The organism is Sporomusa intestinalis, assembly GCF_055383785.1.
Map to the genome: position 1 here is coordinate 229,481 of NZ_AP042390.1, position 18,805 is coordinate 248,285.

General features: G+C 53.6%; 11 protein-coding genes, 2 tRNA genes and 1 riboswitch. Of the genes, 11 read left to right on the forward strand and 2 right to left on the reverse strand.

Annotated features, from left to right (window positions below):
- Nucleotides 1-8: 8 nt before the first annotated feature.
- The 3 genes from ACZ481_RS01115 to addA are packed head-to-tail and all read left to right on the forward strand — an operon-like array spanning nt 9 to nt 8,828.
- Nucleotides 9-1,607, forward strand: coding sequence for a sensor domain-containing diguanylate cyclase/phosphohydrolase (locus ACZ481_RS01115; protein ID WP_464768369.1), 1,599 nt, complete (start codon nt 9-11; stop codon nt 1,605-1,607).
- Nucleotides 1,604-5,098: a helicase-exonuclease AddAB subunit AddB gene (addB, locus tag ACZ481_RS01120; RefSeq protein ID WP_464768370.1), complete on the forward strand. Its 3,495-nt coding sequence runs from the start codon at nt 1,604-1,606 to the stop codon at nt 5,096-5,098. The genes ACZ481_RS01115 and addB overlap by 4 nt, the downstream gene beginning before the upstream one ends.
- A complete protein-coding gene (gene addA / locus ACZ481_RS01125; RefSeq protein WP_464770553.1) occupies nt 5,082-8,828 on the forward strand; it encodes a helicase-exonuclease AddAB subunit AddA in 3,747 nt (1,248 codons plus the stop codon). Before addB ends, addA begins: the two co-directional genes overlap by 17 nt.
- Nucleotides 8,829-8,878: 50 nt before the next feature.
- On the opposite strand, the gene ACZ481_RS01130 is transcribed toward addA, so the two are convergent.
- Both ACZ481_RS01130 and ACZ481_RS01135 read right to left on the reverse strand, forming a co-directional pair.
- Nucleotides 8,879-9,754: an LPP20 family lipoprotein gene (locus ACZ481_RS01130; RefSeq protein WP_464768371.1), complete on the reverse strand. Its 876-nt coding sequence runs from the start codon at nt 9,752-9,754 to the stop codon at nt 8,879-8,881.
- 482 nt (nt 9,755-10,236) lie between these two features.
- Nucleotides 10,237-11,187, reverse strand: coding sequence for a magnesium transporter CorA family protein (locus ACZ481_RS01135; protein WP_464768372.1), 951 nt, complete (start codon nt 11,185-11,187; stop codon nt 10,237-10,239).
- 614 nt (nt 11,188-11,801) lie between these two features.
- Between ACZ481_RS01135 and ACZ481_RS01140 the strand changes: the two genes are divergently transcribed.
- From ACZ481_RS01140 to ACZ481_RS01175, 8 genes are all read left to right on the forward strand, one after another.
- Nucleotides 11,802-11,890: transfer RNA gene (locus tag ACZ481_RS01140), tRNA-Ser, on the forward strand.
- A gap of 143 nt (nt 11,891-12,033) precedes the next feature.
- Nucleotides 12,034-12,124: transfer RNA gene (locus tag ACZ481_RS01145), tRNA-Ser, on the forward strand.
- Nucleotides 12,125-12,410: 286 nt separating this feature from the next.
- Nucleotides 12,411-13,103 carry an aspartate/glutamate racemase family protein gene (locus ACZ481_RS01150; RefSeq protein WP_464768373.1) on the forward strand — a complete coding sequence of 231 codons (693 nt, stop codon included), beginning with the start codon at nt 12,411-12,413 and terminating at the stop codon, nt 13,101-13,103.
- Nucleotides 13,104-13,315: 212 nt separating this feature from the next.
- A riboswitch (cobalamin riboswitch) is annotated at nt 13,316-13,498 on the forward strand.
- Between the two features lie 220 nt (nt 13,499-13,718).
- Nucleotides 13,719-15,293 carry an ABC transporter substrate-binding protein gene (locus tag ACZ481_RS01155; protein ID WP_464768374.1) on the forward strand — a complete coding sequence of 525 codons (1,575 nt, stop codon included), beginning with the start codon at nt 13,719-13,721 and terminating at the stop codon, nt 15,291-15,293.
- Nucleotides 15,294-15,326: 33 nt separating this feature from the next.
- Nucleotides 15,327-16,313, forward strand: coding sequence for an ABC transporter permease (locus ACZ481_RS01160; protein ID WP_464768375.1), 987 nt, complete (start codon nt 15,327-15,329; stop codon nt 16,311-16,313).
- Nucleotides 16,306-17,166 (forward strand): ABC transporter permease, encoded by an 861-nt coding sequence (locus ACZ481_RS01165; RefSeq protein ID WP_464768376.1) that lies wholly within the window; start codon nt 16,306-16,308, stop codon nt 17,164-17,166. Before ACZ481_RS01160 ends, ACZ481_RS01165 begins: the two co-directional genes overlap by 8 nt.
- A 12-nt stretch (nt 17,167-17,178) precedes the next feature.
- Nucleotides 17,179-18,111 carry an ABC transporter ATP-binding protein gene (locus ACZ481_RS01170; RefSeq protein WP_464768377.1) on the forward strand — a complete coding sequence of 311 codons (933 nt, stop codon included), beginning with the start codon at nt 17,179-17,181 and terminating at the stop codon, nt 18,109-18,111.
- Nucleotides 18,101-18,724, forward strand: a complete 624-nt coding sequence (locus ACZ481_RS01175) for an ABC transporter ATP-binding protein (RefSeq protein WP_464768378.1) — start codon at nt 18,101-18,103, stop codon at nt 18,722-18,724. Before ACZ481_RS01170 ends, ACZ481_RS01175 begins: the two co-directional genes overlap by 11 nt.
- Nucleotides 18,725-18,805 lie beyond the last annotated feature (81 nt).

The window sequence follows — 18,805 nt, forward strand, 5'->3', positions numbered from 1 at the left end:
GATGATATATGCTTGATATATACCGTCTGAACGCCTATCTAACGTCACTTCATAATACCGCGATGGCTTTAATGAACCATCTTGATATCCAGGAATTGCTGGAAAGTATGGTGAGCCGGGCTGGGGACCTTGTTGGCACCAAGAACGGTTATATTGCCCTGCTGGATGAGGCTTCGGGCCGCTTTACCCTTAAGGTCACTGCCGGTTTTTTTACCCGCTGCCTGGGCATGGGAATTACGCCCGGCGATGGCGTTATGGGGCAGGTCCTGCTGCAGGGTGAAACCTGTATTATTAATGATTATGCCACCTGGCGCCACCGCAGGCAGGAACCTGAATACAATGAGCTCAGGGCCGTAATGGGAATGCCGCTCAAGGCCGGTGGTGACCTGGTGGGCATTATTGGCCTGGCTTACACCGAACCCCGCGTATTTGGCCGGGAGGAGGCTGTTGTACTCAGCCGGTTTGCCGATCTGGCATCTATCGCTCTCACCAATGCAACCCTATATACCGCCTTGCAGCAGGAACTGGCCGGTCGCAGGAAGATTGAGAAAAAGCTAAGGTATATGAGTTATCACGATGCCCTTACGGGGTTATACAACCGGACCTTTTTTAAGCGGGAAATGGGACGGATTGAGCGTGCCGGCAATAAGCCTGTTGCCATTATTTTATGTGATGTGGACGGGCTTAAACTGATCAACGATACCTTAGGGCATGAGCAGGGCGATTTGCTGCTGGATGCCGCCGCCGACGTCATCAAAGCCAGTGTCCGGTCCGGTGATATTGTTGCCAGGATTGGCGGCGATGAATTCGCAATTTTACTACCCGATACGGACAATAAGCGGGCCGGTTCCATTTGCAGCCGGATACGCAGGGCCGTAGATGCATATAATGCCGGGCATCTGGAGCTGCCGCTCAGTATGTCGCTGGGGTTTGCCGTCAGTGATGGCAGTGCGGTGGGGACCGGTACTATGAATGAACTGTTCCGGGAAGCTGATGATAATATGTACCGGGAAAAACTGCACCGGAGCCGTAATACCCGCACGGCGATTGTGAAGGCCTTATTGAAAGCCCTGGAGATTCGCGATTTTATTACCGAGGGCCATGGTGACCGGCTGCAGGCTTGGGCGGCAGAGCTGGCTGCAGCCCTCAATTTATCCGAGCGGCGTACCAATGATATTAAACTGCTGGCTCAGTTCCATGATATCGGGAAAGTGGGGATACCGGACCGGCTCCTGTTTAAGCCAGGCCTGCTAACGCCGGAAGAGCACCTGGAGGTACAACGGCACGCCGATATCGGGTATCGGATCGCCCAGTCGATTTCCGATCTGATTCCTATTTCCGATTTTATCTTAAAACACCATGAATGGTGGAACGGCCATGGTTATCCGATTGGCTTGAAAGGCGAGGAGATTCCACTGGAATGCCGGATTTTAGCCATTGTTGATGCCTATGATGCGATGACCAGTGACAGGCCATACCGGAAAGCCCTGCCGCCTGAGGCGGCCCTTGCCGAACTCAGGCTGCAGGCCGGCAGTCAGTTTGATCCGGAGCTTACGGCAAGGTTTTGCGAGCTTATCGTAAAGCGCTTAGGGGGGAACAGCGTTTGACTCTTAAACTAATCCTGGGCCGGGCCGGCTATGGCAAGACCTGGCAGTGTTTTGACGATATTTTATCCCGGCTGGCCGAATCGCCTGATGGCCGGCCGCTTATTTTTATTGTTCCCGAGCAGGCTACCTATGAGGTCGAGCGGGCCCTGGCCTCTGCCTGCCCTGCTACCGGGTTTGTTCGTGCCCATGTTCTGGGATTTCGCCGGCTGGCCCACCGGGTGCTGAATGAGACCGGGGGCGCTGTCAGACCCCATATATCCGAACTCGGCAAGCGGATGGTCTTTCGCCGCCTGCTAATGGAGCATAAAGCCAGCCTAAGATTGCTTACCCGGGCGGCGGCCGAAAAGAGCTTTGCCGTAACTATTGAAGGCCTGGTTAAAGAATGTAAGGCTTATAAAATCAGCCCGGCCATGCTGGCGGCAGCGGCGCAGGAGCGAATGGAAAGTCCGGCGCTTGCCGCCAAGCTTCACGATGTGGCTCTCCTGTATCAGGGGTTTGAAGATTTTCTGGCCGAACGGTATATCGACCCCGAGGATGTTCTAAACCTCTTGGCTGAAAAAATTTCCGATTCGGGGCTTTTAGCCCAGGCTGAGGTCTGGATTGACGGCTTCAGCTGGTTTACGCCTCAGGAATATGCGGTCCTGGAGGCTTTGCTGCAAGCGGCGGCAAGTATTACCGTTACCCTTTGTCTGGATCAGCCGGACAATCCCTTTAACACCCGGGAGGAAGCGTTGTTTCACCGTCAATGGCAAACCTATGAAAAATTAAAAACAATGGCCGCAAAACTGAAGGTGCCTGTTTGGCAGCAGGAATTAACCAGACCGCACCGGTTTGCCAAAAGGCCGTTAGCAGCTATTGAACGGAATTCTTTTGGCGGGTATAAGGCCGTGGCAGCGGATGCCGGCGATAACGGTACCGGTTTTGTATTGGCGGAGGCCGCTAACCGGCGGATTGAGGCTGAGGCCATTGCCTGTGAAATGATCAGACTAAGCCGGGAAGAAGGCCTGCGGTGGCGGGATATGGCGGTTTTGGTCCGGGACACAGACAGTTATGTGGAATTGATGTCGACCGTGCTGGCTGATTATGACATACCGTTTTTCAGTGACGGCAGCCGGCCGGCCGTGCACCATCCCCTGGCTGAGCTTATGCGGTCAGCCATTGAGCTTGTGCTGGAAAAATGGAGCTATGAACCGGTATTCCGCTGCCTCAAAACCGATTTACTGCCCGTAACCCGGGATGAGGTTGATAGCTTGGAAAATTACTGCCTGCAGTTTGGCATTCGCGGGTCGCGCTGGACGAACCCGGAAGCCTGGACGTTTCGCCGCCGTTATTCGCTGGCAGAGGACGAATGGGCCGGCGATGAGTTAAGCGAGCCCGAGCAGGCGTATCTGGAACAGATTAATCGTATCCGCCGCCAGAGTACGGCCGAGTTGATACAGTTTGCCGGCAGGCTGATGCCGGCTGGGCGTCAGGGGGTGCCGCCAGTGGAACTGGCGCAGGCGGTTTATGAGCTGTTGACAGGCCTCCAGGTCCCTGACACGCTGGCGGCCTGGGCTGCTGCCGCCGAACAGGCCGGGGACCTGGAACAGGCCCGTGAACACCGGCAAATATGGGCCAAAGTGATCGAACTGCTTGATCAGATTGTGGATACGTTTGCGGAGCAGCCGTTAACCCTGGAGGATTTTGCGGCGATTATCGGCGAGGGGCTGGAAGGGACCCGGCTCAGTCTGATTCCACCCAGTCTTGACTATGTAACGATTGCCGCGCTGGAACGAACCAGGCGGCTTCACATCAAAGCGGCCTTTGTGCCGGGGGCAAGCGACGGCGCGCTGCCGCGCCGGCGGCGGGAGGAAGGACTCCTGACTGACAATGAACGGGCTTTGTTGACCAAGCTGGGGTTGGAGCTTGGCGGCGGTGCCGCTGCTGATACTTTTGCCGAGCAGTTCTTGGTCTATACGGCCTTAACCCGGGCCAGCAGCTGGCTGTGGGTGAGTTATTCCCTGGCCGATACGGAGGGCAAGGCCCAGGGGCCGTCACCCATTGTGCGCAGGCTTAAAGACATTACCGGCAATAAAGTCCGGACTTTGCCGGTTGAGCCGCCGCCCGGGCAGGAGGCGCAATATCTGGCCAGAGCTGACCGGGCGTTGGCGGCGCTGGCCTGCGCCCTCAGGCTGTACAAGCAGACAGGCCGGATCAGTCCTGCCTGGTGGGAGGTCTATAACTGGGCGCTGGCCAAAACCGGTCTGCGTCCCCAGTTGGCTGCCGCCCTGGGTGGTCTGTTTCATTATAATCAGATCGAGCGGCTGCCGCCCAGTCTTCCCGGCCGGCTGTACCTGAAAAATGACGTGCTGCAAGGCAGTGTCACCCGGTTTGAGGCCTTTCGGGCCTGTCCGTTTAAGCATTTTGCCCAGTATGGCCTGGGGTTAAAGGAGCGGGCTGTTTATCAGCTTAAAGCCCCTGATCTAGGCCAGTTTCTGCATGCTGTCATTAAAGCGTTTGGCGATAAACTGGCAGAAACCAGGCAGGCGTGGGGCGATGTGACCCCAAGCCAGATCAGCGAGCTGTGCACCGGTATTGTGGCCGCGCTGGCGCCTAAACTGCAAAATGAGATCCTGTTGAGCAGCAAACAGCATGCCCATTTAGTCACAAGGCTGACCCGGCGGGCTGTCCGGTCCATCAGCCGGCTGGTAGCCTGGGCCCGGGTAAGCAAATTTAAGCCGCTGGCGCTGGAACAGTCCTTCGGGCGCGGGCCGGGTGCCTTGCCGCCGTTGACCTTTCCCTTGCCGGCCGGAACGTTGGAAGTAGCCGGGCAGATTGACCGGCTGGACGAAGGCGTGCTGGAAGGGCAGCCCTATGCGCTTGTCATTGATTATAAATCCGGCGGGGCCTGGCTTAGCCTGGCAGAGGTATATTACGGCCTTAAGCTGCAGCTTTTGACCTATCTCCTGGTGGCCGTCAGCAGGAGACCGGGCGCCAACGCCTGTCTGCCGGCCGGGGTTCTGTATTATTTTTTGAAGAATCCGGTGGTGTCAGGCGCAACGCTGAAAAGCACCGAGCAAATTGAAAAAGAGATCAACGGCAAACTCAAAATGCCGGGCTGGCTGCTGGCTGATGTCAACCTGGCCGGACTGCTGGATGAGTCCTTAAATGGCTGGTCCGAGTTTTTTAAGATTGCTGTAGGCAAGAACGGTTTCTATGAAAGCTGCCTGGACAAACTCAAGACCGGGGAGGAATTTACCCTGTTACTGGCTCATGTTGAGCAGGAACTGGTGGCTGTGGCAGCGGCGATTCTGGCCGGGGAAACGGCGATAAGGCCCTACCGCCTGGCAAAAACGACCCCGTGCGGTTATTGTGCCTTCCGGCCGGTCTGCCAGTTTGACAGAAATTTGCCGGAAAATGACTATCTGCTGCTGCCGCAGCTGGATGATCAGACCATCATGAACGAACTGCGCCAGCGGCAAGGAGGCCAAAGTGATGCAATGCTCCCCTGAACAGCTCGCCGCTATTGAAACACGCGATCACAACCTGTTAGTTGCCGCCGCGGCCGGATCAGGCAAGACCTGGGTGCTGGTCGAGCGGATTATCCGGCGCATTATCGATCCGGACGAACGGTTGAGTGTGGATCGTTTACTTGTTGTTACCTTTACCAATGCTGCCGCCAGTGAGATGCGCGGCCGGGTGGGCGAAGCCTTAGGGGCCGCAATCGCCGATCCGGGCTTAACAGATCCCGAACTGAAGCGCCATCTGGAACGGCAGCTGGTATTGCTGAACTCGGCCAGTATTTCTACCCTGCATGCCTTTTGCCAGAGTCTTGTCCGCCAGTATTTTTACCTGCTGGATATCGAACCTAATTTTCGGATCGCAAACGAGACTGAGGTTACGTTAATCAAAAGTGATGTGCTTGAGGCGGTGTTTGAGGAGGGATATACGCAGGCTGAGCCTGGGTTTTTAGAACTGATTGAGCATTATGGCGATGAAGATGGCGACAACTCGCTGGCCGGGCTTGTGCTCAGGCTGTACAATTTTTCGCAGAGCCATCCCTGGCCGGAATACTGGCTGGCCGGATTGCCGGCTGCGTTTGCCCTGCCGCCGGAAACTGATTTTGATGCTACTCCCTGGTCGGCTTTGGTGCGGGACAAACTGATGCTGGACTGGGAGGAGGCCCGGCAGTTGCTGACGGCGCTTATGGCCCAGGCGGCACAGCCGGGCAACCCGGCCGCTTATGCGGCCACCTTCGCGGAAGATATTCTTATTATTGACAACCTTCTGCTCGCTGCCGGCAAGTCCTGGTCGGAGCTGGCGCCGGCTATGGCGGCGCTCAGCTTTCCGCGGATTGCGCCGGTGGGAAAGGATGTGCCCAGAGCGGTTAAGGATTATTTTCAAAGTCAGCGCAACAAGGCGAAAAAGCGGGTGACTGATGCCAAGGCTGCCTATTTTGAGCGCAGCGGCAGCGAGCTTAGCGACGATTTGCGCCAGGTTGCCCCGCTGGTTGCAGCCCTGGTCAAGCTGGTTAGCCGGTTTGCCGCCGGCTATACAGCCGCCAAACGGGGCAAAGGCGTAGTTGACTTTAATGATCTGGAACACCTGTGCCTGGCGGTGCTGCGCGATCGGGACGCCGGACCGGAGGCCTGCATCCCGTCGGCTGTGGCGAAAGGCCTGAGAGCCAGATTTAGTGAGATCATGGTTGACGAGTATCAGGATACCAATAAGGTACAGGAAGAAATTATCCGCCTTGTTGCCAGTGATGAGCGCCCCAATCTCTTTATGGTGGGGGATGTCAAGCAGAGTATTTACCGCTTCCGGCTGGCCGAACCGGAGCTGTTTATGGATAAGTACCACCGCTATCAAAGCGGCGGGGAGGCTGGCTGCCGGCGCATTGACCTCAGCCGGAACTTCCGCAGCCGGGCCGGTGTGCTGCATGCCGCCAACTTTTTGTTTTGTCAGTTGATGACGAGGCGGACGGCTGAGCTTGATTACGGTCCGGCAGAGCAGCTTAATCCCGGCCCGGAATATCCGGCGACAGACCTGCCTTGTTTGCTAGGCCCGGCCGAATTTATCATAATTGACAGTGACGGTGCTGATGATGAGGACTCGCAGGCAAACGACGGCGGCCCGGGACCGGAGGAGGAAGGCGGGCCTGAGGCTGCCGCGAGCCTGCTGGCGGAGGAGGAACTGGGGTCTTTTGAGCAGGAGGCAGTACTGATTGCCGGCCGTATCCAGCAACTGCTGACCAGCGGCTGCCACGTATTTGATAAACACAGTGGCGGTTACCGGCCGCTATGTTACCGGGATATTGTCATTTTGTTGCGCTCTGTTCAGGGTAAGGCCCAGATTTTGCAGGATATCCTGCGGCAAAACGGCATTCCCTGTTATGCCGAGCTTGCGGCCGGTTATTTTGCCGAGACCGAGATTACCATTATGCTGGCCCTGCTGCAGGTTATTGATAATCCGCACCAGGATATTCCCCTGGCGGCAGTGCTGAGATCGCCGCTGGCCGGTCTGACCGGGGCGGAGCTGGCCGGGCTGCGTCTGATCAAGCCTGAAGGCAGCCTCTGGGATGCGGTGGTAGCTGCCGGTACTGCCGGTGCAGCCTCCGACAAGGTAATACTGCTAACCGAACGAATAACTGCCTGGCGCAGCCTGGCCCGGCGCAAAGGGGTTGCCGACTTAATCTGGAGTATTTTCCGTGATACCGGTTACTATGATTATGTGGGCGGCATGCCTGGCGGGGGGCTGCGCCAGGCCAATCTGCGGGCTCTTTATGACCGCGCCCGCCAGTATGAAACAACTAATTTTCGCGGCTTGTTCCGTTTTCTGCGGTTTATTGAGCGATTAAAGGAAAAGAAGTCTGACTTATCCGTGGCGCGGGCCCTGGGGGAGAGCGAAGATGTTGTCCGGGTCATGAGTATCCATAAGAGCAAAGGGCTTGAGTTCCCGGTGGTCATTGTCGCCGATGCTGGCAAAAGTATTAATCTGCAGGATACGACAGCCCTGGTATTGTGTCACAAAGAACTGGGCGTTGGCCCGTATGTCACACTGCCGGAGCTTCGGTTCCGCTATCCGACACCGGCTCGCTGGGGGATTCAGCATAAGCTTGAGCTGGAGACAAAAGCCGAAGAGCTGAGAATTCTTTATGTTGCCCTGACGCGGGCCCGGGAAAAGCTGATCCTGGTCGGCTCGGCCAGGAAGCTTGCGCAGAAATGCGCTGCCTGGTGCCGGAATGTGGGCGAACCGGCGATTACCCTCCCGGCCAGCCAGGTCATCAAGGCCAAAAGCTATCTGGAGTGGATTGGGATGGCTGTAGCCCGGCATGCCGACGGTGCGGCGATCAGAGAGTATGCCGGCTGCCCTGAAGCACCGGCGAATGAACTGGCCCGGCACCCAGCCTGGTGGGAAGTGAAAATTTTCCGGCCTGGTGATATCAAACAGCCGGCGCAGTCGGCTGCGGCCGATGACGTACTGTTGGCGGCGGTTCGCCAATTAGCTCCGGTTGCCGGTGGGGATGGCACCGGCTGGGTTGATAAGATCCTCAACTGGGAGTACGGTTGTGCCGCCGCTGCCGGCAGACCGGCCAAGCTGGCTGTATCTGAAATCAAGCGGCGGCTGGAATTGGTTGAGCTGGAGGAAAACGAAGCCGAGCAGCTGTTTCTGCCGGCAGAGGTTCATACCCGCCCGCGGTTTCTTCAGGCTGCGTCAGGCCTGACTGCCGTGGAATACGGGGTTATGATGCACACCGTCATGCAGCATGTTTCCCTGGCGGGGCCATGTACGGCAGCTGCCATTGCTGCCCAGGTCCGGCAGCTGGAGGATTGCCAGATTTTGCTGCCCGGCCAGGCTCAGGCAGTTGATACCGCCGGGATCGCCGCTTTCTTTGCCTCCGGTTTGGGCCAGCGGCTCCTACAGTCGCCGCAGGTGTGGCGTGAACTGCCTTTTAGCCTGATGCTGCCGGCGGAAAAATTTTTTCCTGAATTAAATGGCTGCGGTGAGCAGATTTTTGTACAAGGGGTGATTGACTGCCTGTTTGCTGAGGATGACGGCCTGGTACTTGTTGATTACAAGACTGACCGGGTGGCGGCACCGGACGAGCTGGCCGCTAAATATGCCGTGCAGCTCAGCATGTACAGCACCGCTGTGGAACGGATCTTTGGGCGCCCGGTAAAGGAGCAGATCCTGTATGCCTTTGGCTTAGGCCAGGCAGTCAGTGTAACGGCCCGGGGCTAACAGGCAAAAAAAGGGTTGTGCGCATGAATTCCGCACAACCCTTTTTACCATTACTGCCGTACACAAACCATTGCTTTCTGGAGGAAGTTGCTCTGGGCGTTCGCGGCCAGTATCCGGTCCGCGTCAGCCTGGCTAATAATGATATTTACATTATGATCGCGAAGGCCAATGGCTTTGACCGTAATGGGGACGGTACCGGCGCGGGACTGGCCCAGCTCAACGGCGCGGATATCTTCCGGCGTGCACATGTAATCGACCATCCCCTGCGACACGATATATTCAGGAATAATATTGGTGTGGCCGTAGACGGCGCGGCCGTTGTCATCAAAGATTACCGGGGACATCGCCCGTTCCAGCGACAGACCGCTTACGTCGATAACTAAGCCCGTATATACCGGCAAGGCAACCGGGGCGTAGGAGGGAGAGGGTGACGGCAGGGGGACGGGGGTAACCGGTTTGGTAGCATCGACAATAACCTCGGCCAGGCTGCCGCTGCCATAGAGATTAATACGCAGCGTTACCTGGTAGGTGCCGTCAAGCAATTGTTGTTCATTGACGATTTTCGCTCCTTTGACAATGCCGGTCACCTGGGTCCTTATCGTATCATCGGTTGTTTCTAAGTTTTGCACCGTAGTTTTGGCTGTGATCCTTACCCCCTCGATACTTTCCAGCAGGTTGCGCTGGGCATCGACAATGGCTGCGCGCCTGGCCATCAGGCGGGCTTGGGCCGGGGACTTGGCGATACTCGAAGGTACGCCGGTGCCGGTCGCCTCAACAAAACCTTCAGCCCAGTTGATGGAACCGCTGACTCCCAGCTGATCAATGGCGGGGACCGATGTACTTGCGGTTGCCGCCCCGGCTGCTAGCGGTAAGCCGGCAATAAGCAGTGCGCAGAGTGTGAAGCAGATTAACGTTCTTTTAAACATGGGATATCCTCCTCTGGATTAGTATTTCATGACAGACTGAATGCCGTTCTGGTGATGCCGGTGCTATTCGGCTGAATAGCACTTACTTTCTCCAGTTTTCTGGTCAGGGGTTTAGAGGCCTATGTATAGTTGCTGTCAAAAGAATAAGTACTAAGGCGAAGGGATTCTTTGTTGACACAGATAACCAGTCCTCTCCAATTTTTCATGATTTTAGTATTTCGCGTAGCAGCACTGATTTCCTGCCCTCTGCCCGCCGATCAGCAAAAATATCCAGTAGGTCCCCTGTGGCATACAGAAAACACGGCTTGCGCCGAGCCTTAGCGACAGCGCAAGCCGATGTTGCCTTTATCCAGGGAAAACTAACCTTTCTACCTTGAAAAATAGCATTTTTCATTCTTTGATGGTGCCGTTGTACGGCATGACTGTCTATCAGGATAAAAAAGACCGGAGGTTTTCCCCCGGTCTTTACCTGCATGGTCTAATTAAAACATATCTTTTCGCCATAGGCCAAAAGCACTTAAGGCGGTGACTGCTCCGGCAAACAGCAGTGTAAATGAAAAGCCACCCGGGCTCTCGCCCAGCGGTATATCGACATTCATGCCCATAAAACTGGCCACCATGGTGGGGATTGCCAGGATAATGGTCATAGAAGCCAGGAATTTCATAACGCGGTTCAGGTTGTTGGAAATGATGGAGGTAAAGGTGTCCATCATGCCACTCATAATACGGCTGTACATCTCAACCATCTCAATGGCCTGCTTGTTTTCGATAATAACATCTTCCAACAGATCCTCGTCCTCTTCATAGATCTTAATAAGATGCTGCACCTGACTGGTGGAACGAAGTCTGAGCAGTTTTTCCAAAACAATGCCGTTAGACCGCAAGGAGGCGGCAAAATAGGTTAAGCCCTTTTGCAGTTCCAGCAGCTGAAATATTTCCTTGTTTTGCATCGAACGCCGTAAATAGCGCTCAATTTCATCGGTACGGCGGTTAATCTGTTTCAGGTATTTGAGATATAAAGCCGCCGATTTGTATAAAATTTGAAAAAGGAAACGGGTTTTTTTAAAAGTACTGAATGCCCGGGCATTTTCCGGATTAAAATCTGCCAGCACATCATTGGCTTCCAGACAGACAGTAATAATAAATTCAGGTGTCAGAACAATGCCTAATGGCAGAGCGTCGTAACTGTCATGACCACGGGTCACAGGAATATTGGTAATGACCAGCATCGAATCTTCATCAAGCTCAATCCGGGAACGTTCTTCCTCATCCAAAGCCGCTTTAAGAAAATCCAGCGGGCTGCCGGTAGCAGCCGCCACTTGCTCAAGTTCTTCCGGGGTCGGATTTATGAGTTTGAGCCAGGCACCTTTTTCCAGTGTCTGCAGTGTTAATTCAAATAGACGCGTACAGTTACTGCGATAAATTTTTAGCATGATTGCTCCCCCTTTCTTAAGTGAGGGGAATACAATTTTCGGCTGAGTTGCCAACGGGCAGGAGCTAGCAAACAGTATGATCCTGTACGCTCAGACAAACATCGGCGAAAAAAAATGGAATATTCCCCTGTATTTAATTAAAATCGTCAGAATCGGCCCGCCAGGTCGGTCTATATCCATCTATCTCACCTACTTTTACATTTGTACTGATTATCTTTCGATAACTCTATAAAGAATATAATTCTGTTTACGGTATTAGTCAACCTTTTTATGAAAAATTAATCTGATTTTTACCGTTTCTTAGCATAGGGTCAGATCTCTATATGATAGAATGTTACTAAACTCCCGGTTCTATGTATTAATGTATTAAACGGACAGGCTGAGTGTGACCGCAAGGACTGACAGGAAAGGGGGGGAGAAAATGGAGGATGCCTTGACAGATATAAAACTGACTGAAGAAGAACTGGCTGAGCTGCTGCGGGATTTGCCGCAAATCGTCCGGGAACTGGAAACTGCCTGCCGGGCAGAACATAATTAACAGAGAAATTTTACCTGCGCCTGTTTTGTTGACAAGGCAGATTGCCGTTTGTTATAATATTAAATGTGTCGGATACGGAGGGGTGTCCGAGCGGTTTATGGAGCTGGTCTTGAAAACCAGTGATCCCGCAAGGGACCGTGGGTTCGAATCCCACCCCCTCCGCCATAAGCAGAGAGTCGGGTTTTTAGGAGCGTGAGCGACGCGGAAACTTGTGCGAATCGCTTAGTTCCGAGCGGTAGTGAGGAACATCTATATAATTGACTTACTATTAGGCTTTTGCTATAATCAAACTGTTAAGTACGAGATACGGAGTGGTACTCAAGTGGCTGAAGAGGACGGTTTGCTAAATCGTTAGAGGTCGTGAGGCCTGCCAGGGTTCAAATCCCTGCCACTCCGCCATATATTAACAAAAACAGCTATCAGTTACTAACTGATAGCTGTTTTTTTATGTACAGGCTCCCAATGGAATCCTTAATAATCGTTCTAGCAAAGCCGCAGCGGCCTGTCAGGGGTATGACAGATATGGCACTTGAGTATATAAGTAAGGATTGACAAATAGAAACAGGTTTGCTATTTTAAAATTTAAATAAAGCACAGGAAGTATTTGTCAGCTATAGGGTTAACCCTTAGTTGTGATTTTTGCTAATCCAGACAGGATTAAAAATTAAGGAGGCAGGCGAGGCGCATGAAAAAGGTTGGGATTATTGGCGGAATCGGCCCGGCATCGACGCTAGACTATTATAGCGGTATTATTGAAGGGTACCGTGCCGCAAAACAGGACGGAAACTATCCGGGCCTTGTAATCGACAGCATAAATATGACAGAAATGCTGGGCTATGTTGCTGCGGAGAATTGGGATGGGTTGATTGCCATGCTGCTGGCAGCAGTAAAAAATGTGAAAAATGCGGGCGCCGACTTTGTTGCGATAGCGTCAAACACACCGCATATTGTTTTTGACCGGCTGCAGGCTCAGTCCTCCCTGCCTCTGATCAGCATTGTGGAGGCAACCTGTCAATATGTTAAGGAAAAGGGATGTACCCGGCTCATTGTAATGGGGACAAAATTCACCATGACCAATGGTCTTTATACCGAAAAATTGCCCCAATATGGGCTGCAGGCATTTGTTCCCAATGAACAGGAAAAGGAGGCTATCCATAATATTATTTTTCCTAAACTGGAAGAAGGAATCGTCGTGCCTGAGGATAAGAAAAAACTGTTGGAAATTGCAGAAAAACTTATAACGAAACATCAGGCCAACGGACTTGTTTTAGGCTGTACGGAACTCCCGCTGATGGTTCATGCCGGCGACTTGCCTATAGAAATTTTGAACACAGCCCAAATTCATGTGCGATCAATTGTCAAATATATGCTGGGTTAAGAAAACTTGTGGAAATATCTCGCTAATGCCTTAAAATACATAGCCTACTATTTTTAAGCACTTCAAAATGCTTTTTACAGACGCAATCGTGGTGTAAGTAATGCTATAGGCTGAGCGCACCTTGCAGCCTGGTAGCCGTAAAAATAATTGACAAGCTGTGACAGAAAGTGCTATTCTTGGCATGATAGCACATTGTGCAGGTTGTTAATAATTGAATAGGTTATGAAATAGGTGCCCGTAAGGGCTTAATAGGGAAGACCGGTGTAAAGCCGGCGCGGTCCCGCCACTGTAATGGGGAACAGCTTCGCAAGAAGGTCACTGAGGCATATGCTTTGGGAAGGCGCGAAGGGGTTATGATCCAGAGCCAGGAGAACTGCCTGTTTAACAATCACCGTTTACCTACGAGCGATAGGGAGGGGATTATGCTGGCGCATTGATCTGTTTTTTCGTCCTGTTACAGCTTCTGATATCCTGCCCTTCCTTACTCCGGAAGGGCTTTTTTGCTGTCTTGAAGAGGTGAAATTCCCGCAGGGATTGCCACCCGAGGCGGGATACAAACAGCAAAGGCGGCAAACGGCGGTTAGCAATAACAATTTAGTTAAAAGGGGAGTCGGAATGAAAAAAATTATTGGCCTATTACTTATTCTTGTTCTGGTAGTTGCGACAGGGTGCTCATCCTCAAAACCAACAGGAGCAGTAAAGAAGGATGAAGTGGTCATTTCGGTGGGCGTAAATATGACAGCCGGAGGCTATGACCCGGTTGCCGGTTATGGTGTTTGGGCACCGGATATTTTTCACAGCGCCCTGTTGAAGTATAATGTAAAAAGCGAGTTGGAGGCTGATTTGGCAACAGCTTACGAGGTAAGCCCCGATGGCCTGAGCTATACCTATCACTTGCGCAAGGATGTAAAATTTGCCGATGGCCGGCCGCTGACGGCCAAGGATGTGGTTTTTGCTTACCTGAAAGCCAAAGCCAGCGGCTCCCCCGCCGATCTGACCATGCTGGAAGAGGCGGCGGCAGTGGATGATTATACGGTTCGTTTCACCCTTAACAAACCCTGGTCGGTATTTACGTCAACAACCGCGACTATCGGCATTGTGCCCCAGCATGCCTATAATGAAAAATACGCGGATAACCCGGTTGGTTCCGGCCCCTGGAAAGTGGCCCAATTTCAGAAGGACCAACAGCTGATTTTAGTGCCCAATGAGCATTACTACGGAAAAAAGCCGGTTTTGCAGAAAGTAACAATATTAAAAATGGATGAAGAGGCCGCACTGGCCGCTGCGAAGTCGGGACAGTTAGATCTCGTCCTGGTAGAAACAGAATTCGCCAAAACCCAAGTGCCGGGTATGAAGCTGGCCGAGCTGGAGACCGTATCCGGACTGGTGATCAATTTGCCGATGGTGCCGGAAACGAAGACCGCGGACGGAAAGGTAATCGGGAATCATGTTACCAGTGACTTAGCTATTCGCAAGGCGTTAAACATTGGTATCGACCGGAAGGTAATTGTGCAAAACGCATTTAATGGCATCGGTGATCCGGCGTACGGCTGGTCAACAGCCCTCCCCTGGGGGAATGGGCAGGCTGCGTTTGCTGATAACCGGGTGGAAGAAGCCGAAAAAATCCTTGCCGCTGCCGGCTGGATTGATACTGACGGTGACGGGATCAGGGAGAAAAACGGGCTTAAGGCCGAATTTGTGGTTACAGGGCGGAGTAATGATCTGCAAAGGTATAATACGGTGGTTGCGGTGGCCGCGGAAGCTAAAAAACTTGGCATCAATATTATTCCCAAAGCCGCTCCCTGGAATGAATGCCGGCTTGCCCAGGCGACACCGACCTGCTGGGTATTCGGCAGCCATAATCCGATGGACGTTTACCGCTACTATCATTCCTCACAAATGGGGAAGGGCGTGATCGGCAATCCTTCCTCCTATGCCAACCCTCAGGTTGATGCGTATATTGACAAAGCACTGGCTGCCACCAGCGCGGACCAAGCGGCCGAGTACTGGCGTTTGGCCCAGTGGGACGGCAATACAGGCATGAAAGAGGATTATCCCTATCTGTGGATTGCCAATAGCCGTCTTACCTACTTTGTCAAAGACGGTCTGGATATCGGCCAGCAAAGGGTGCATGTAAGGAGTCAGGGAATTCCCGTAGTGGAAAACCTTAGTGAATGGTCGTGGCAATAGAGCGGCCCCAGACTGAGCAAAAGGAGGAACCTGATGAGTAAGGGCACCTTAACATACTGGGGGGCGGCCTTTTTCCGGATGTCTACCCTGCTGATAGCGATTAGTATGGTTAGTTTTATCCTGCTTGCTTTATCGCCGATTGACCCTGTTGATGCCTATATTGGCGAGCTAAGTGTCTCCGAGGAGCAACGCAATAATATTATTGTTTACTGGGGGCTGGATAAGTCGCCGGCAGAGCGTTACCTCCTCTGGGTCAGGCATCTGTTCGAAGGGGATATGGGCATGTCAATCACCTACCGGCAGCCGGTGGCCCAGATAATCGGCGAACGGTTTCAGGCCTCGCTGGCATTGATGGGGCTGGCCTGGGTGTTTTCCGGGATTAGCGGTTTTATTCTTGGCGTCGTTGCCGGCGTTCGCCGGGGCAGCTTGCTGGACCGGGTCATTAAAACATTCTGCCTGACCCTGACCGCTACGCCGGTTTTCTGGCTGGGGCTGCTAATTTTAATGATCTTTGCGATCGAGCTGCAGTGGTTCCCGCTGGGGCTGGCCGCACCTATCGGCAAAGTCGCCAGCGCGGTGACCTTGGGTGACAGGCTGTACCACTTAATCCTGCCGGCATTTACGCTCAGCATTACTGGGGTAGCCCCCATTGCCCTGCATACCAGGCAAAAGATTATCGATGTAATGAAGAGCGAGTACGTGCTATTTGCCAGGGCCAGGGGGGAAAAACAGTGGGGGAGTGTGGGCAGGCACGGCATCCGCAACATCCTGCTGCCGGCGATTACGCTGCAGTTTGCCTCTTTTAGCGAGCTTTTTGGCGGCTCTGTCCTGGCAGAAAAGGTATTTTCCTATCCGGGACTGGGCAATGCGGCGACGACTGCCGGTATCAAGGGCGATATGCCGCTGCTGCTGGGCGTGGCTGTATTTAGCGCGGTATTTGTTTTTGCCGGCAACTTTATGGCCAATATAATCTATGGAATTGTCGACCCGCAAATCCGGGAAGGAGGTACAAATGGCTAGGGAGTCTACGGTGCTGATTCAGCCCCGGAGCGTGTGTCTCAATAAAAGAACCCGGATGGCGCTGGTCGTGGCGGGCGCCCTGCTTTTGCTGACGGCCGTTACGGTTGCCGGCGTTTTTATAGACCCTCTTGCTTATGGCCCCGATTATTCCGCCAAGCGTCTGGCCCCTTCGGCCGAGCATGTTTTTGGCACCGATTATTTAGGCCGGGATATGTTCTACCGGACTGTCAAAGGGCTTTCGACCAGCATCCTGATCGGCTTGTTAGCGGCTTTTATCAGCTCGATTATCGCCCTGGTGCTGGGGGTGCTTTCGGCTACCTTTGGCGGTAAAACCGATCAATTTATTAACTGGCTGATCGACCTGTGCATGGGAGTGCCTCACCTCATACTGCTCATTCTGATTTCGATTATGCTTGGCGGCGGTGTCCAGGGCGTTATTATTGGGGTTGCAGTAACCCACTGGCCAAACTTAACCAGGGTGGTACGGGCCGAGGTTATGCAGATCCGGTCGGCTCACTATGTGCAGGTTGCCCGGAAATTCGGCAAAAGCAAATGGTCAATTGCCAAAGATCACATTGTGCCGCATGTTTTTCCTCAATATGTGGTGGGGTTAATTCTGCTTTTCCCTCACGCTATTCTGCATGAAGCAGGGATTACCTTTCTCGGGTATGGGCTGCCTTTGGATATGCCGGCAATAGGCATTATCCTCGCGGAATCAATGAAACATCTGGCGACAGGTATGTGGTGGCTGGCTTTTTTCCCCGGTCTGGCCTTGCTGTTGATCGTTATCTTATTTGATACAATTGGCGACTACCTGAAGATGCTGATTGACCCTTTTAGTGCGCATGAATAGGAGGCAGTAAGAATGACACAACATAAAAATGGCGACTTGCTGCTTGACGTGGCCGAGCTGTCTGTTGCTTTCCGCATGTATGATGCCGCTTTTGAGCAGCAGGAATTGCAGGTAATTTCCGATCTGAGTATTCAGGTGCACCGGGGGGAAATGCTGGCTATAGCCGGGTCCAGCGGTTCCGGTAAAAGCTTGCTGGCCCATGCTGTGCTTGGGTTGCTGCCGGAAAACTCCATAGTCACAGGCCGCATTGCTTATGACGGCGAGCTTGTGACCGGAAAAAGGCAGGCCGAGCTGCGGGGCAGCAAAATCGCGCTGGTGCCGCAGTCGATCGCCTACCTTGATCCACTGATGCGGGTCGGCGAGCAGGTACGGGGGCCGCACGGCGCAGCCTCGGCTCAGCGGGCCGCCTTTGCGCGGTATGGCCTCGGGCCTGAGGTGGACAGGCTGTATCCGTTTCAACTGTCCGGCGGCATGGCCCGGAGAGTACTGGTGTCTACTGCTGTGGTGGCCGATGCGGAACTGATTATTGCCGACGAGCCGACCCCGGGGCTCGACCTCGCCATTGCCCTGGAAACCCTTAAAAATTTCCGGGAATTTGCGGATCAGGGCAAAGGGGTTATTTTGATCACCCATGATATCGACCTGGCTTTTCATATTGCCGACAGGGTTGCCGTGTTTTATGCCGGCACAACGGTGGAGGTGGCTAAGGCCTCTGACTTTAGCGGTAACGGTGAAGCCCTGCGGCACCCCTATACCAAGGCTCTGTTTCAGGCTTTGCCCCAAAACGGTTTTCATCCCATTGCGGGCTTCCAGCCCTATCCGAAGAATCTTCCGTCAGGCTGCCTGTTTGGGCCGCGCTGCCCGCATAAAGGGAAAGCCTGCGAGGAAAAAATTCCTATGCGCAAGCTGCGGGGCGGGATTGTGAGGTGCAATCATGGCGCTTGAAGTAAACCATATTAGTTTTCGTTACCGCAACGGACCCTGGATTCTCAAAAATGTCAGTTTTCGTGTGGAAGCCGGTGAGCGGGTCGCTTTGGTGGGACCCAGCGGTTATGGGAAAAGCACGCTGTCCAAAATAATTTCCGGCTACCTGCAGCCAACCCAGGGGGAAGTCCTCTGGCAGGGAAAGCCGCTGCCGGCAACCGGCTATTGTCCGGTGCAACTGGTATATCAGCATCCGGAGAAAGCCGTTAATCCCCGCTGGAAAATGGCCGAATCCCTCAATGAAGGCTGGGCACCGGATCAGGCAATCCTTGCTGCTATGGGAATTAAACCCGAATGGCTGGGGCGCTGGCCGAACGAGCTGTCCGGCGGCGAGCTGCAGCGTTTTTGCGTTGTGCGGGCTTTGGGGCCTGAGACCCGGCTGCTTATTGCCGATGAGATGAGCACAATGCTGGATGTGATTACCCAGGCGCAAATCTGGCATTTGGTGCTCAAGGTAATTAAAGAGCGGCAGATGGGGCTGATTGCGATTACCCACAACCAGGCTCTGGCAGCAAAGATTGCCAACCGACTTATTGATTTGCCGGCAATAAATCAGCTGCAAGCACTGGCTTAGCAGAAGCAGGGAAAACAGACGGCTATCGATGGGGGAGCGGTAGCCGTTTTTGCTCTGTATACCTATGCAGGCGCAGTGCTA

Bases quoted from the DNA above. Each gene is read 5' to 3' on its own strand.
- ACZ481_RS01175 (WP_464768378.1), top strand. From the start codon at position 18,101: ATGGCGCTTGAAGTAAACCATATTAGTTTTCGTTACCGCAACGGACCC.
- addA (WP_464770553.1), top strand. From the start codon at position 5,082: ATGCAATGCTCCCCTGAACAGCTCGCCGCTATTGAAACACGCGATCAC.
- ACZ481_RS01155 (WP_464768374.1), top strand. From the start codon at position 13,719: ATGAAAAAAATTATTGGCCTATTACTTATTCTTGTTCTGGTAGTTGCG.
- ACZ481_RS01165 (WP_464768376.1), top strand. From the start codon at position 16,306: ATGGCTAGGGAGTCTACGGTGCTGATTCAGCCCCGGAGCGTGTGTCTC.
- ACZ481_RS01115 (WP_464768369.1), top strand. From the start codon at position 9: ATGCTTGATATATACCGTCTGAACGCCTATCTAACGTCACTTCATAAT.
- ACZ481_RS01130 (WP_464768371.1), bottom strand. From the start codon at position 9,754: ATGTTTAAAAGAACGTTAATCTGCTTCACACTCTGCGCACTGCTTATT.
- ACZ481_RS01135 (WP_464768372.1), bottom strand. From the start codon at position 11,187: ATGCTAAAAATTTATCGCAGTAACTGTACGCGTCTATTTGAATTAACA.
- ACZ481_RS01170 (WP_464768377.1), top strand. From the start codon at position 17,179: ATGACACAACATAAAAATGGCGACTTGCTGCTTGACGTGGCCGAGCTG.
- ACZ481_RS01160 (WP_464768375.1), top strand. From the start codon at position 15,327: ATGAGTAAGGGCACCTTAACATACTGGGGGGCGGCCTTTTTCCGGATG.
- ACZ481_RS01150 (WP_464768373.1), top strand. From the start codon at position 12,411: ATGAAAAAGGTTGGGATTATTGGCGGAATCGGCCCGGCATCGACGCTA.